This window comes from Bacillus sp. FSL R5-0512 (assembly GCF_038593295.1).
Classification (GTDB): Bacteria; Bacillota; Bacilli; order Bacillales; family Bacillaceae; genus Bacillus; species Bacillus safensis.
Map to the genome: position 1 here is coordinate 3,151,147 of NZ_CP151982.1, position 14,296 is coordinate 3,165,442.

Sequence of the window (14,296 nt, forward strand, 5' to 3'; positions counted from 1 at the left end):
CTGTTATCCCTACCTTCCTACGACACCCATGCCGTTTATGACCTTATCCAATACTTCATCTTGTAATGTCATAATTCTCGCAGCCGCGTTATATGCATGCTGAAATTGGATCATATTCGTCATTTCTTCATCAATGGAGACAGCGCTAGTCGACATTCTACGTTCATTGGCTGAATTGACAAGAGCAGCTGAACTGCTTTCAAGCGTCATGTTCTTTTTCCCTTGTACCCCCATCTCAGCAATCACATTTTGGTAATAATCCTGAATTGTCGTTGTATTTCCACCGATTGGTAACTTTAAGTCTTGTATATTAGCTAATTTCGTAGCATTCGAACCGTCACCTTGTGTTTGATTGAGAGATGCAGCAATATTATCTGTTGATGCTAAAATGACATCGCTCACTTTAATACGAGCTGCCAAACCTTTATTCAACTCATTGTTATTTTCGATATCAAAAAAGTCTTGTCCACTTGCACCATTTAACGTGTACCCCTGCTTATGTACATCGTTAAATGTATCCATGAATACTTTTGCTACTTCATCCAGCTCTGCAAGCATATCTGGATACATGCCTTTTTCAGCACCGTTTGACATGTAGCCATAAGCCTCAACAAGTGCTTTTACTTTACCGTTCACTTGTAATTGATCCGCTGCAATTGTTGTTGTTCCGAATTGAAGTGAGTTAACAAGTCCCGTTGTATTATCGTAAGAGATTTGCAGTTCAGACTTTTCGTTCGTAATACCATTCAAAATGTTTCCAGCAGATTGTCCATTTGCACCGATAATGTCGATGTTGACAGTTCCTTCAGCAATTTTGAGTGCATTACCGCCAGGTGGATTGTAGCTGACCTTAATATCAACAAGTGAGGATAATTGGTCGACCAAAGTATCACGTGTATCATAAAGATCATTTGGAAGATATCCATTTGGCTCAACTGCTGCAATTTGTTTGTTCACTTCATCTATTTGAGATAAAAGAGTGTTTACATCTTTGGCTGTTGAATCGAGTTCCGTTTTTAAATTCTTTTGTATCGTTGTTAAAGAGGAATTGAGCAGACGGAATTGGTCTACTAAAGCCTGTGCACTTGTTTTAACAACTGTACGTGCAGAAGCCGTATCAGCATTTTTTGATTCCGATAAGACCTGTAATGATTTCCATAGGTTATCAAAAGCTCTGTTCAAGCCTTCATCCGTCAAATCATTCATAACCCCTTCCATCTGTGAAAGGGCATCTGACTTCGTTGAGTAGTAAGACAAGTTGTTGTTATGATCTCTATATTGTAGATCTAAAAAGCTGTCTCGAATTCTTTCAACCGTTCCAACTTGTACACCTGTCCCCATTTGGCCATACGTCTTGCCGTCATAAACAGAAATGACTGGATAAGGATTTTCTGCTTTAAAGGTCACTCTTTGTCTTGAGTAGCCCTCCGTATTTGCATTGGAGACGTTGTTTGATGTGACATAAAGCCCTGCACGCTGGGCTGTGATGCCTCTTTTTGCCGTTTCTAGTCCCATGAATGTAGAACCCATTGGTATCCTCCTTGTTTACGCCTTTGAATCAAACAAAGCCCTTTGCTGTTTAGGCTTTGAACTCTCAAGACCATTTTGTCCGTAATTCATATTTTCTTTATTAGGGTTAACGAGATCGAATGTCAGTGAAATAAATTGAAGTGACTGCTGAATAAGCTGCTTGTTCAGTTCATTTACATCTTTTAGTTCCACCATGATGTCATTTAGTTTCTCATATAATGAAATGAGCTCTTCTTGATCTGTACCTTCAGCCTTTTCGATACATGCAGTGATGGTTGGTGATTGATCACTTTGTAAAAATTGAACGGTCGCTTCAATTCGTTTTTCTTCTAATTGAGAAATGGCCTGAATATACTTTTGCTCTAAATTCAGGACCTCTGAAAGAGCATCAATCTCATTGCTTTTCAGCATTTCTGTTTTATCCTTAGACAACTTTAAAAGCTGTTCATGCAATCCATAGAGACGATGCAGTTCTTCAATAATTATTTTAACTGACATTCACGCTGCTCCCTTTTGTTATTGTTGTTTATAAAAATTCAGCATTTTATCTGCAATGCCTTTTGTATCTACTTGATATGTTCCGGCTTCAATGCTTTTTTTAATTTGGTCAATTTTATCTTGGCGTTCTCTCATAATATTCGGCACCTTTTGCATTTCGATTGCCTTTTTAGAAATTTCGACTTTATCAGTTGATTTAGCTTGATTCGATTGCAACGTTTGTTTCTCATATGTTTTCTTGTAAGGATTTACTGGTTGTGTTCCATATCGATTAATTTTCACGGGATTCCTCTCGCTTTCCGTTACAGTCTGTCTTGATTCTATCCATTTTATCGACCAAACTGCAACTTAGTTTAGGGAATCAGTCGTTTTTAGGATTAATGGCATAATAGGTGTCTTTTTTCCTAGATTCAATCTCCCTTTTACGCTCCTCTTCTTGGTTCATTTGGCTGATTTGCGAATGAATATCCTGTTCACATTGGCTGCATAGCTTGTTTTTCCTGATCGCTTTGCCACATCTTTCACAAGGATAATTAATATTTGGAAATTGACTAATTTGCAGTCTTTTCAAACGAATAAATTTCAAGATTAATTCTTCATCAACGTCTGTTGCTTCTACTATTTCAGCGATCGTTGATTGTCTATTACTTTGTTTTCTCAAGAATTTATATACGATATCAAAAGAACGTTCTTCTTCTTCAAAGCATTTGTTACAAACCGTTTGGATGGTGGTTTTTAAAAATAGCTGATTACATTGTGGACAGTTTGCCAATTGATTCATAACCAAAACCCCTTACGTTATTTTCTTTTCTTATTATCGGTTAATTATCATGATTTTTAACTACGTATCAACGTAAAAGAAGAAACACTTTTAGCACCTGCGTCTTTCAAAATTCTTGCCGCATCATAGATGGTTGCTCCCGTTGTATAGATATCATCAACTAATATAATATCCCTTTGAACAATCGCATCTGTTTGCTTGATTTGAAACAATCCTTTTTGATCTAGGCGTTCATTTTTCTTTTTTTTAGACTGCTTACTTTGATGTATTTTCACGAGTGGCTGCAATATTGGCTTATCTAGCAAAGAAGCGATTATCACGGACTGATTAAATCCTCTTTCTTTTAGTCTTTCATGACTTAAAGGGATCGGTATCAGCAATGGGTCTTTTATGCAGAAGGAATGTTTAAATGCTGCTTGTACATCTCTTTTAAACAGCTCAGCTAAAGCCGTATCACCCCGAAATTTAAAGCGGGCAAGGACATCTTTCATCAACTCGCTGTAAGTATAAACTGACCTATTTTTTACAAGGACTTTAATAGAATCAGAGCGTTCATTCCAACTATTACAGTCCTGGCATAATTGGTCATTTGACTGCGCCCTTCCGCATGTTGGACAAATAGGACGCTCAATCTTTACTAAGTGATTCTTACATGCTACACAAAGACGATCATCATTTAATAGTAGGAATGATTTCCATGTAAAAGCAGGCACAAAATGTCCCTCGCAAATTTGACAAATCAATTGGTTTCCTTGTTCAGCAGCAGACGATTTTCACACCTTGGAAATGCGGAAACCTTGGAAGCTGCTTCTGTCAGAATGACCAGCATCGCAGTATTCTTCTGTTTATCCACCATCTCAGATTTACTGTAAGATATTTTATCGATATCTGTTATATATTGTGGTTTCACTTGATTCAGTGAAATCGCTAATACATCTTCCATACACTTTTCACAATGACAAATCATGTTTAATTGGTTGAGATATTGATTGAGAATTTCCTTGAGTAGTATTTCTTTTGCATTGAGTAGCATATTTGTCTCTCCTGCCATTTGTGTATTGTGAATATAATGTACCATGATTTAGTTGAACCCACACTGTTTTTCAGAAAACTCTTTTGCAGCCGTATCATTCATTTTTGCGATATGCTTCTTTGCTTGTTTCATACTTCTCGTTAAACCAAAATGAAAAAGGAAAACATCTCCTGTACAATAATCCGGATGTCTGCCTACCCGTCCAGAAATTTGAACAAGTGCACTCTCTGTAAAAATAGTAGATTCCGAACCTAGTACCCCCACTTGAACATTTGGAATGGTTACGCCTCTTTCTAGAATAGTGGTTGTAACTAGTACATCGTATACGTAATCTCTAAAGTGCTGAACCTTTTGTTTCCTATCCGGATCATCGGCAGATACTCCCTCCACGTTTAAGGATTGTTCTCGAAGAATCTTCGTTACCTTCTTCATGACAGCAATTGAAGGAACAAAAAGTAATATTCTTCTCTTATTTGCAATATGTCTCTGCATCCAATTCATCACTTTAGGGGGCAGCTGGTTCTTTTTTAATTTCTTTTTCCAATGTCCGATCCAATGAAAGGTCGGTACGGGTAATGGGTGCTCGTGAAAACGCAAAGGAATTTTTATCGCTTCCAGTTTTCCGCGAGAAACCTCTCTCGTCATTTTTTTAGAGGGTGTCGCACTTAAATAAATCCTAACCCCTCCGTTCTTTCTCATCGCCTTTAGAACAGCAAATTGGAGTCGCTCATCCATTGAATAAGGGAAGGCATCGACTTCATCTACAATGAGCACATCAAAAGCATTTTTGTATCTCATCAGCTGGTGGGTTGTGGTGATCACAAGCGGTGCTATTTGAAACCTTTGAGAACTGCCTCCATAAAGTACGGTAATTATCACCCCTTGAAATGCTTTTCTAAGCCGCGGTTCGAGTTCAAGCACAACATCTGTTCTAGGTGTCGCAATACAGACACTCATTCCTTGATTTAATGCATATTCGATTCCGTGAAAAAGCACTTCCGTTTTCCCTGCTCCGCAAACCGCCCAAACAAGTAGATCAAATTTGTTTTTAATAGCTTCAATCATTCTTTCTGACGCTCTTTTTTGTCCTTTAGACAGCTCTCCCTGCCATGTTAATTCGGCTCGACCTGTTTCTACCATTTGTGGACCTGTCCATTCATAGAGAAACCCACATTCTGCTGCTTTTCCCATCATGATGCATGATCTACAGTACACACAATCCTTTTGACACACTTCACATGGAGAATGAGCGAAATACCGCTTGTGTGATACACCGCACCGGCAGCATGTAAAACCATTTGCTTTCCTCTCAATGGCTGGAGACCGATTGACTAAGCCCTTCTCCTCCAGCCAATCTAAATTGGACTGCGGGCACTTTGTTTCAACGGTGAGCAGATGGCGTGAATGCAGCTGCCGCATTAGTTCCATTGCTTTGTCCATATTCATCTTCACCAAACACCTTTCAATTGATGTTTGGCTATTATGCGCAAAGACATGACCTTTCGTCCAACAGGTAAAATCAAAAAACAAAACCTCTTTTCCATACGAAAAGAGGTTTTTTAGGAATTATCTAATCACCCAGCCAAGGGCTAAAGAGCCTTCACCTAGATGGGTGCCGATCACGGCACCAAAGTAGCTTTTATAAAATTCAACATGAGGATATTTTTCTGATAAGTGCGCAATTAATTCTTCTGCTTCTTCTTCTCTATTACCATGTATCAGTGTTGCTCTCATCGGAACACCACGTGATGCATCTTCATCAAATAATTCAAAAATACGTGAAATGGCTTTTTTACGTGTGCGAATCTTCTCAAAAGGAACAATTAGCTTGTTGTCAAAATGCAAAATGGGCTTTACCTTTAAGAGGCTTCCAATAAAAGCCTGAGCACCATTTAATCTGCCGCCTCTTTGCAAATGAGTTAAATCGTCTACCATAAAATACGCCCGCTGACTTTCTTTCAGGTAATTTAGATGCGCTAACACTTCTTCTAAAGAAGCACCTTCTTGGATTTTTTCAGCAGCTTCTAACACATAAAAACCTTGTGCCATACAGCTTGTTTCTGTATCAAACGGGTAAATATCAATCCCGTCAACTAGATCATTCGCTGAGACCGCACTATTATACGTTCCACTAATTCCACTTGAAAGGTGGATACTAATCACGGCGTCGTATGTTTCACTTAGTTTTTCATATAAGGCTATTAATTCACCGAAAGCAGGCTGAGAGGTTGTTGGAAGATCTTTATGTTTTTTGATTTCTTCATAATATGTCTTCCAGTCCATTTCTATTTCTTCACGGTATGATTCACTGCCGAAGATGACGTTAAGGGGGATCATATGAATATTATGTTTATCACGCAGCTCTTGTGGTAGATAAGCAGTACTGTCTGTTACAACGGCTATTTTCATTCTTAAATACCTTCCTTATTCGTTAAGTTACTCTTTTTTATTTTAAAAGAATGATCATTTTTTCATTAGATTTATAATAGTAATCAAAAAAGCCTGCCTAATCAATAGGCAAGCCCTCTATATCCGAAAAAGAATCCTTCCCCTGTCTATCATTTCCCTTCACTTAAAATGTGAGAGAATAAAAACAGGCGAAAAAGGAGTACTTGTCCGGAACACTATCTCATTTCTACCCAGCCATTTTTAATAGCTACAACAACAGCTTGTGTACGGTCGTTTACATTCATTTTTTGCAAAATGTTACTCACGTGATTTTTGACTGTTTTCTCACTAATAAAGAGCGATTCACCGATTCCTCTGTTGCTCTTTCCGTCAGCTAACATTTGAAGAACTTCACATTCACGTCTAGTTAAGATATGAAGTGGTCTGCGAATTTCAGGATATACCTCGTGCTGTGGATGTGCTGAAACGCCGCTAGTCGCTAGGCGTCGGAATTCATTTACTAAGTTATGAGTGACTTTCGGGTGTAAATAAGAGCCTCCGTCAGCTACAACTTTCACTGCTTCGATGAGTGTGTCTGCATCCATTTCTTTTAACAGGTAGCCTCTCGCCCCTGTTTTCAATGCATGTGTTACATAGTTTTCATCGTCATGAATAGATAGAATAATGACTTTTGATTCGGGATAAAGCTCAACAAGCTGCTTTGTAGCCTCAACACCATTTACATTCGGCATATTAATGTCCATAATGACAACATCCGGATGATAGTGTTCTACGATACGTGCAGCTTCGTCACCGTCGTCTCCTTCTGCAACTACTTCAAAAGTAGGTTCAAAATCTAAAATCCGTTTGACACCTTCACGGAATAATTGGTGGTCATCAATAATTACAATATTTACTTTAGTCACAAGCTACGCCTCCCCATGTTTATTGTTCTACACCTGAACTTTATGGTCAATATGTCTTTTGACTCTATTTTACAATTTTATTTTGCAATGTTAATGGCACGCGAATCATGATGAATGTCCCTAGACCTATTTTTGAGTCTATGGTCATTTTACCTTCCAGTAAGTCTACGCGTTCTTTCATGCCAAGTAAACCGAAGGATTTGTTTTTGTTTGTTTTCACATCTTTCATATCAAAGCCTTTTCCATCATCTTTAATAATTAAGGTCACAAAGTCTTTCGTTACTTCTACTTTGACAGAGATTTCTTCAGCTTCAGAATGCTTTAATGAATTTGTGACAGCTTCTTGGGCTAGTCTAAACAGTGCTACTTCAAATTGAGAAGCAATTCTTTCGCTTTCTGTATCACCTAGGCATTGGAACGTAATTTTGGTTTTTCCATCATATTCTTCAATTGTGTTTAAGTATTTTCTCAGTGTCGGAATCAGTCCCAAATCATCTAAAGCCATCGGTCTTAAATCATAAATGATTCTTCTCACTTCGTACAGTGCATTTCGCACATTCTGTCTGAGACTTCTAATTTCTTTAAAGCCTTCTTCTGTACCGCGGTCTCTAAAAATCCGTTCAATTAATTCGGAACGCATCATCACGTTTGCCAGCATTTGAGCAGGGCCGTCATGAATTTCCCGAGACACTCTTTTGCGTTCTTCTTCTTGGGCTTCAATAATTCTGAGACCAAAATCTTGTTTTGCCTGAGCATCTTCAAGTAAAACGCCGACCTGGCGTAAATCCTGGTTGAGATAGTTGAGAACCACTGTAATCTGACTCACAAGCGTTTCAGAACGTTCAATGACGTCTTGTAAGCTTAATAATCGTCTTTCCAGATCGTCTCTTCTTTCTCTCAGCTGCTTCTCACGCTGCTGGATCATGGTGAGTTCCACTTGCAAGTTATGTGCTTTTTCGTAGGCCTCACGTATTTCTTCTTCGCTGAATTTGTTGAAGTTTCTGCTGACCTCAGATAAGCGGTTTCTAGCATGTCTTGTATGGACTTCCAGCTTATCCCCAAAATCAATTACTTCGTTTACTTGCTGTTTGATTTGCTTCAGCTCTTCTACTAGGCTTTCATATTGTTGACGGGACTGTTCGCCTATTCTAAATACTTCGTCCTTGCTGCCATCAACTGTACTTAGCATTTTCATGATGATTGAATCCAATAATTTCGGATCCATTTTGGGTGTTGTCATGGCTTTTCCCTCCCGTAACAGTGATGTCATCTTTTTTTATTATAAATGTCATTGATCTGCATTTTATGTCGAATTATAATGAAAGAATGCGTATAATCATGAAGTTTTTATGACGACCCTTTTTCCGCTCCTATCATCATAACAAAATACGCTGTAAAATTCTAAAACCAATGCAAATTTTCACTAGTCTTACAATTTGCTTGTCAGGAGGGTATGTCTTTTGCTGAATCGCTATCTTACAGTAAAAAGTCGTGGCGAGCATGAGATCGTCATTGAAAAATCACGTTTTATTTGTCATATACAGCGTGCTGTCTCAGAAGAAGAAGCACAAGCATTTATACAATCCATTAAAAAACAACATTGGAATGCCACACATAATTGTTCAGCCTATCTCATTGGTGAACATGACCTGATTCAAAAGGCGAATGATGATGGTGAACCAAGCGGTACAGCAGGTGTGCCAATGCTTGAAGTGCTAAAAAAACGGAAGCTGAAAGATACAGTCGTTGTGGTCACTCGTTATTTCGGCGGTATCAAGCTTGGTGCCGGTGGATTGATTCGTGCCTATGGAAAATCTGTATCAGAAGCTATCAACCATGTTGGAATGGTAGAGCGCTGTTTAATGCGTACAATGCACACAACAATAGATTATACATGGCTTGGAAAGGTAGAGAATGAGCTTAGAGCCTCATCTTTTCAGCTAAAAGAAATCCATTATGCAGAAGATGTTATTTTTGAGACATATGTCGAAGAAACACAAACAGAGCAGTTCATTGAGTGGATGACTGAGCTGACAAATGGAAAGAGTGTTACAAAAGAAGGCGAACTTATTTATTTAGAAAAGGACATTGGTCCGATAAAGGAGACAGATGAATGGCACAACGAGTAAAAGTGCGTGTACGAAAGAAAAAGAGTAAGAAGAAGAGAATTATCAAACGTATTCTGGTCTTATTTTTGCTTCTTATCATCTGCATGGGCGGATTTGCAGTATATAAAATCGTCAATACTCTTCAAGCTGCTGACAAAACATATGATGAACTAAACCGTGGAGAGAAATCGAATCTTCGTGATGCTGTCATTGATATTAAGAAAAAACCTTTCTCTGTACTATTTGTCGGAATTGAGGATTATGCCACAAAGGGTGATCATGGCCGTTCAGATTCACTCATTGTCGCAACGATTAACCCTCAAGACAAAACGATGAAAATGGTTAGTATTCCTCGTGACACACGCGTACAGCTTGCAAGTGATACAACAGGAAGTAAAGAAAAGATCAATGCAGCATTTGCTAAAGGTGGTAAAGACGAAACGATCGAAACTGTCGAACAATTCTTGCATATTCCGATTGATAAGTATGCAACCGTTGATTTTGACGGATTCAAGGATGTCATTGATGAAGTCGGCGGAATTGATATCGATGTTCCATTTGACTTCAATGAAAAAAGTGATGTTAAAAAATCGAAAAAGATTTACTTCAAAAAAGGCAATATGCATTTAAACGGGGAAGAAGCACTTGCTTACGCACGGATGAGAAAACAAGATCCACGCGGTGATTTCGGACGTAACGATCGTCAGAAACAAATTTTACGTGCAATGATTGATCAAATGGCGAAGCCAAATAACATTGCGAACGTCGATAACATTGCGAAAGAAGTCAGTGATCACATTACGACCAATTTCCGTATCACAGAAGGTCTTGCGCTTCAGCAAATCTACAGCGGATTTAAAGGAGACGACACAGAAACTCTTTCTATTAAGGGATCAGACCTTTATTTAGGGCCAAATCGCACGTATTACTTTGAGCCAGATCCGACCAATTTAGCTAACGTACAAAATGAATTACGCACGCATTTAAAGCTGCCTGCTGAATCTTCAACTGAAACAGATTCACAAACCAATCCGTCCTCTGGTGAAACGGGGACAAGTGATACACCTAACTCTTCGACCAGCACACCTGGACAATAATAAAAACAGCCCAGTTCCTAGGAACGGGCTGTTTTTTACTGTCTTTTGACCATTCGTTTATAAAATTTCGTAAATGGTTTAAACTCTTCATTCACCAAGCCTGTGACTTCCGCAATCACTTGCATGAACATGACCAGTAAAAAGATAATAATCAGTGATAACCATATGGTGGCGCTCGTCAGCAAAATCGCACTTAAGCTAAAGACTAAGCCAATCATATAAATCACGATGACAGCCATGCGATGTGACAAGCCAAAGGCCATCAGTCTATGATGAATATGAGATTTGTCAGGTGCTGAAATCGGCTGTTTGTTTAATATTCGTCTAATGATGGCAAAAGTGGTATCGAAAATAGGGACACCTAAGATGATCACTGGGACAACAACACTAAACAAAGTGACACTTTTGTACAGCCCTAATAGTGACAGTACCGAAATCATATAGCCTAAAAAAAGCGAACCGGTGTCACCCATAAAAATCTTCGCTGGATGAAAGTTGTAAAAGAGAAAGCCGATGGTACTGCCAATGACAACAAGGGATAATGAAAGAATCAAAATTTTATCAGCTGAAAATGCCATCACGGCAATAGTTGATAAACCGATGACAGAAATACCGGCAGCCAGTCCATCAAGGCCGTCAATTAAATTAATGGCATTTGTGATTCCGACAATCCATAACACGGTTAGGGGATATGCCATCCAGCCTAACTCAATTCGATCTGTTAAGAAAGGAACAGAGAAAAAGTCCATTTTTAAGCCTGTGCTTACAATCAGACAAGCAACAAGAACTTGTACGAGAAATTTAAATCTTGCACTTAAATTATATTTATCATCAAATATACCTAGAATGACGATAAGTACGGCACCAACTGAAATTGCTGTAATTTTATTATGTAGAAACAGCCCGCCTGCTAATGCTCCAGCCGCTACCCCAATAAAAATTGCCAAACCGCCCATTCGAGGCATTACTTTATCATGAACTTTTCGTTTATTCGGCTGGTCCACTGCACCAATCTTAATTGCAAACTTTTTGACGATTGGTGTCACAATTAAAACTGTAGCCAGAGAGACAAAAAACGCTAATAAGGCGCGTTCGTAATCCATAGGTCAGTCTCCTTCTAAATTGAAATCTGTATTTTGTATATTGGCCGCTCTTTCCATTATACAATTGAATAGAGGATGATCACAAGCTCCCCCTGTGAAGAAGAAACAAATAAAAACGCACAATCCCTGATGAATTATGCGTTTTCTTTAATATTCGTTAGTTCCACCATGTTTGTGAACAGCGCGTGCCAATCTTTTTTCTTCGCACGGCTTTGTCTTAGATGTCTATAGGTCATGTCGTCTTTTTTGCTGATCACTTTTTGGCAGGCTTCTACGAAGAGCGCAGGATCCTCGCCTTCTAAATATTCATACACATCATTCTCTTTTAGCCTTTCCGTTGACGGAAGATTTAAACCTACAACCGGTATTCCTGCGGCTAAAAATTCATATAGCTTGAGCGGAAACACGGCTTGATTGTAAGGAGATTGTTTGTATGGCATCATGCCTACATCAATCAGCTTCATATACGCAGGCACTTCTTCTGGTGCAACAGCACCTGTCCAAATCACATTCGGCAGTTTAAGTGCATGCTGAAAAGATGGATCACCATTTGTTCCATCCGGACCGACAAATAAAAATGTCCAATCAGGCTGCATGCGGGCAGCTTCTGCTATCATGTCAAAATCGAGCTTCGGCTTGATGCCTCCAATAAAACCAAGAACAGTTCCTTCTCTACCTTGCAGCACATCCTCCTTACATGGAAGATTGCTTTTTGCAAACACATCGTACTCGACGCCATTTTCAACTGTAAAGACATCTTTCGGTTCACCCATGAGACGCTTTTTGATTTGATCGTGTAAGTATTGAGAAGAACATGTAATGCTGTGTGCGTATTTGATGATTCGATTTTCTGCTTTCACAATGACACGCTGCCTCATATAAGAAAGCAAATTATTTTTGCCGCTTATCGGCTCTCCCCACAGGTCACTGCAATCATAGACAATATGTTTCCATTCAAATAAAGAAGATAAGAGCGGAAAACCCGGAAACGTATACCATAAGCAAACAGCGATTCCCTTCTTTTCCTCCTGCCGCAAATGCTCAAGAAGAGGGGACAATTTATGAATATAGAACATGTCTTGATATCGGCCAAAGCGGAAAAATTTGCTCTTGAGCACATCAGGAATGGTCAATTGCTTCATTCGATCGGTTATGGGCTGAAAGGGAGCTGTGTGACGGGATGCAGATGGACATACCCAGATGACCTCTTTCGTTTCTGGATCAGATGCTAGAAATTCCGCCAGTCGATGCCGTCTGTACCTCAGGCCGTCCTGTCCCCATTCTCCCGTCGCTACGATAACATGTATGATCGAGTCTGCTTTCACCTTTATCACCTTTTTTCCCTTCTGTTTATAAGCGCTTCTTCACAGCATTTGTCGCATAGTGCATAAAACACCAAGATGCTTTGACAAAATGAAGCTGCTCAATTTCTCTGTAGACGAACCACGTTTTTTTCGCTGCTTTCCACTTGTTACTAGAGATCGAGTTTCCAACGATGCGGTATTCACTGAGCGGTTCACTCATTCCATAGGCTGTAAATCCTCTTTTTAATATGGACAGCCATGTAGCTAAATCCTGTCTTGTGCGGATGTTCGGCATTTCTATATGTCCTATCTTCTGTACATCAAGCATCACCGTTAAACAGCCGATAATGGTATTTTTCAAAGCTTCATCATAAGTTAATCTTGTTGGTGCAGTGACGGTTTTTTCTAACGGTTCTCCATTTTCTGCAATGATGTCATATGCCGTGAATGTAAAGGCATAATCGTTTGTCAGCATGAAGTCTACCTGCTTTTCGAGTTTCGTCTCTTTCCACTTATCATCACTGTCTAAAAAAGCGATAAAGCGGCCTTTTGCCTGTTTGATGGCTGCGTTTCTGGCGATGGCAGCTCCCCCATTTTGCTCTAAATAAATGACGTTGATTCTGTCGTCTGCTTCACTTAAGTCCCCAAGCAGCTTCCTTGTTCCATCTGTTGAACAATCATCTGCGATGATCAGTTCCCAATTAGAATAGGTTTGGGCAAGGACGGAATGAACTGTATCCGTTAAATAACGTTCCGCATTATAGGCCGGTGTAATGATTGATACTAACGGTTGATTGTTCACCTAAGACTCATCTCCAGTTCATCATTAAGATTCTTTGAACACTTCGGGTAAGACCACAAACATGAGCGAGATGCTAAAGCCAATGACAAGTCCAAGCAGTGTCCGCTTTTTCGCTGACATGCCTTTATTGCCTTCATCAAGAACTTGGGCAGGATCAACAATCTTCGCCTGCTTCATTCCAAGCTTTGTAGACTCCAATTCATATAAAAATCGTTCTTTATCTACTTTGGAATCGTTGCTGACAGATTCATCTTCTAGAGCAGATAGTCTACTTTCAATCACCTGCTGCCTTTTTGTAAATAATGCTTTGTCTTGCTTCAGAAATGTATCCGACACCTGCTTCACGACAGCTAAAGCATGAGCCTTATCAGCATCTGTGAAAGACAGCTGTAATTGTGTATCTGATTGATTGGTGAGGATGATGCGGCTTTTCACATCCTGCCTTTCTTCTTCTTTAACATCACTGAGCGCTTCATTCAAAAATGCATCGCTTTTTAATAGAGATGTCACTTCTGCGATATTGTTATACACTCCGTCATCATATTTACCAAGTGTGAGGGTAACGGCAGCTGTGTAACTAGACTGCTGCGCTGTTCCTTTGGCAAAAAAGAATCCAAAAGCGCCTAATACGACAGGCAGCAGCACGAGCCATACGATATACTTTTTGATTCGATTCCCTATTCTAGATATGAAACCAGACATGTTCATTCTCCCAACATTGACGTA

General features: G+C 39.4%; 16 protein-coding genes. 2 read left to right on the forward strand and 14 right to left on the reverse strand.

Annotated features, from left to right (window positions below; genetic code table 11):
* Nucleotides 1-9 precede the first annotated feature (9 nt).
* From flgK to NSQ25_RS16320, 10 genes are all read right to left on the reverse strand, one after another.
* Nucleotides 10-1,530, reverse strand: coding sequence for a flagellar hook-associated protein FlgK (gene flgK / locus NSQ25_RS16275; protein ID WP_024423618.1), 1,521 nt, complete (start codon nucleotides 1,528-1,530; stop codon nucleotides 10-12).
* A 15-nt stretch (nucleotides 1,531-1,545) separates the two neighbouring features.
* Entirely contained in the window at nucleotides 1,546-2,028 is a 483-nt protein-coding gene (locus NSQ25_RS16280; protein WP_024423619.1) for a flagellar protein FlgN, read from the reverse strand.
* A gap of 18 nt (nucleotides 2,029-2,046) precedes the next feature.
* Nucleotides 2,047-2,310 (reverse strand): flagellar biosynthesis anti-sigma factor FlgM, encoded by a 264-nt coding sequence (gene flgM / locus NSQ25_RS16285; protein ID WP_024423620.1) that lies wholly within the window; start codon nucleotides 2,308-2,310, stop codon nucleotides 2,047-2,049.
* A 79-nt stretch (nucleotides 2,311-2,389) separates the two neighbouring features.
* Nucleotides 2,390-2,809, reverse strand: a complete 420-nt coding sequence (locus NSQ25_RS16290) for a TIGR03826 family flagellar region protein (protein WP_034281098.1) — start codon at nucleotides 2,807-2,809, stop codon at nucleotides 2,390-2,392.
* A gap of 56 nt (nucleotides 2,810-2,865) precedes the next feature.
* Nucleotides 2,866-3,522: a ComF family protein gene (locus tag NSQ25_RS16295; RefSeq protein WP_326135853.1), complete on the reverse strand. Its 657-nt coding sequence runs from the start codon at nucleotides 3,520-3,522 to the stop codon at nucleotides 2,866-2,868.
* 26 nt (nucleotides 3,523-3,548) lie between these two features.
* Nucleotides 3,549-3,842 carry a competence protein ComFB gene (locus tag NSQ25_RS16300; protein ID WP_024423623.1) on the reverse strand — a complete coding sequence of 98 codons (294 nt, stop codon included), beginning with the start codon at nucleotides 3,840-3,842 and terminating at the stop codon, nucleotides 3,549-3,551.
* A gap of 48 nt (nucleotides 3,843-3,890) precedes the next feature.
* Entirely contained in the window at nucleotides 3,891-5,288 is a 1,398-nt protein-coding gene (locus NSQ25_RS16305; protein WP_326135854.1) for a DEAD/DEAH box helicase, read from the reverse strand.
* A 120-nt stretch (nucleotides 5,289-5,408) separates the two neighbouring features.
* On the reverse strand, nucleotides 5,409-6,251 hold the full coding sequence (locus tag NSQ25_RS16310) for a DegV family protein (protein WP_024423625.1): 843 nt from the start codon (nucleotides 6,249-6,251) through the stop codon (nucleotides 5,409-5,411).
* Between the two features lie 215 nt (nucleotides 6,252-6,466).
* A complete protein-coding gene (degU, locus tag NSQ25_RS16315) occupies nucleotides 6,467-7,156 on the reverse strand; it encodes a two-component system response regulator DegU (RefSeq protein WP_008348273.1) in 690 nt (229 codons plus the stop codon).
* Between the two features lie 64 nt (nucleotides 7,157-7,220).
* Entirely contained in the window at nucleotides 7,221-8,396 is a 1,176-nt protein-coding gene (locus tag NSQ25_RS16320) for a sensor histidine kinase (protein ID WP_003213166.1), read from the reverse strand.
* 220 nt (nucleotides 8,397-8,616) lie between these two features.
* On the opposite strand from NSQ25_RS16320, the gene NSQ25_RS16325 reads away from it, so the two are divergent.
* Entirely contained in the window at nucleotides 8,617-9,285 is a 669-nt protein-coding gene (locus tag NSQ25_RS16325) for a YigZ family protein (protein WP_012011434.1), read from the forward strand.
* Nucleotides 9,270-10,361, forward strand: a complete 1,092-nt coding sequence (locus tag NSQ25_RS16330) for an LCP family protein (RefSeq protein WP_034281103.1) — start codon at nucleotides 9,270-9,272, stop codon at nucleotides 10,359-10,361. Before NSQ25_RS16325 ends, NSQ25_RS16330 begins: the two co-directional genes overlap by 16 nt.
* Before the next feature lie 35 nt (nucleotides 10,362-10,396).
* Here NSQ25_RS16330 and NSQ25_RS16335 read toward each other — a convergent pair whose 3' ends face one another.
* From NSQ25_RS16335 to NSQ25_RS16350, 4 genes are all read right to left on the reverse strand, one after another.
* Nucleotides 10,397-11,464, reverse strand: coding sequence for an MraY family glycosyltransferase (locus NSQ25_RS16335; protein WP_024423627.1), 1,068 nt, complete (start codon nucleotides 11,462-11,464; stop codon nucleotides 10,397-10,399).
* Nucleotides 11,465-11,598: 134 nt separating this feature from the next.
* Nucleotides 11,599-12,795: a glycosyltransferase gene (locus NSQ25_RS16340; RefSeq protein ID WP_041108506.1), complete on the reverse strand. Its 1,197-nt coding sequence runs from the start codon at nucleotides 12,793-12,795 to the stop codon at nucleotides 11,599-11,601.
* Nucleotides 12,796-12,814: 19 nt separating this feature from the next.
* Entirely contained in the window at nucleotides 12,815-13,570 is a 756-nt protein-coding gene (locus NSQ25_RS16345; protein ID WP_214755358.1) for a glycosyltransferase family 2 protein, read from the reverse strand.
* 24 nt (nucleotides 13,571-13,594) lie between these two features.
* Nucleotides 13,595-14,272: a hypothetical protein gene (locus NSQ25_RS16350; protein ID WP_326135855.1), complete on the reverse strand. Its 678-nt coding sequence runs from the start codon at nucleotides 14,270-14,272 to the stop codon at nucleotides 13,595-13,597.
* Nucleotides 14,273-14,296 lie beyond the last annotated feature (24 nt).

Excerpts from the sequence above, each read along its gene's own strand:
- flgK (WP_024423618.1), bottom strand. The coding sequence starts at position 1,530 with ATGGGTTCTACATTCATGGGACTAGAAACGGCAAAAAGAGGCATCACA.
- NSQ25_RS16280 (WP_024423619.1), bottom strand. The coding sequence starts at position 2,028 with ATGTCAGTTAAAATAATTATTGAAGAACTGCATCGTCTCTATGGATTG.
- NSQ25_RS16290 (WP_034281098.1), bottom strand. The coding sequence starts at position 2,809 with ATGAATCAATTGGCAAACTGTCCACAATGTAATCAGCTATTTTTAAAA.
- NSQ25_RS16300 (WP_024423623.1), bottom strand. The coding sequence starts at position 3,842 with ATGCTACTCAATGCAAAAGAAATACTACTCAAGGAAATTCTCAATCAA.
- NSQ25_RS16305 (WP_326135854.1), bottom strand. The coding sequence starts at position 5,288 with ATGAATATGGACAAAGCAATGGAACTAATGCGGCAGCTGCATTCACGC.
- NSQ25_RS16310 (WP_024423625.1), bottom strand. The coding sequence starts at position 6,251 with ATGAAAATAGCCGTTGTAACAGACAGTACTGCTTATCTACCACAAGAG.
- NSQ25_RS16320 (WP_003213166.1), bottom strand. The coding sequence starts at position 8,396 with ATGACAACACCCAAAATGGATCCGAAATTATTGGATTCAATCATCATG.
- NSQ25_RS16330 (WP_034281103.1), top strand. The coding sequence starts at position 9,270 with ATGGCACAACGAGTAAAAGTGCGTGTACGAAAGAAAAAGAGTAAGAAG.
- NSQ25_RS16335 (WP_024423627.1), bottom strand. The coding sequence starts at position 11,464 with ATGGATTACGAACGCGCCTTATTAGCGTTTTTTGTCTCTCTGGCTACA.
- NSQ25_RS16350 (WP_326135855.1), bottom strand. The coding sequence starts at position 14,272 with ATGTCTGGTTTCATATCTAGAATAGGGAATCGAATCAAAAAGTATATC.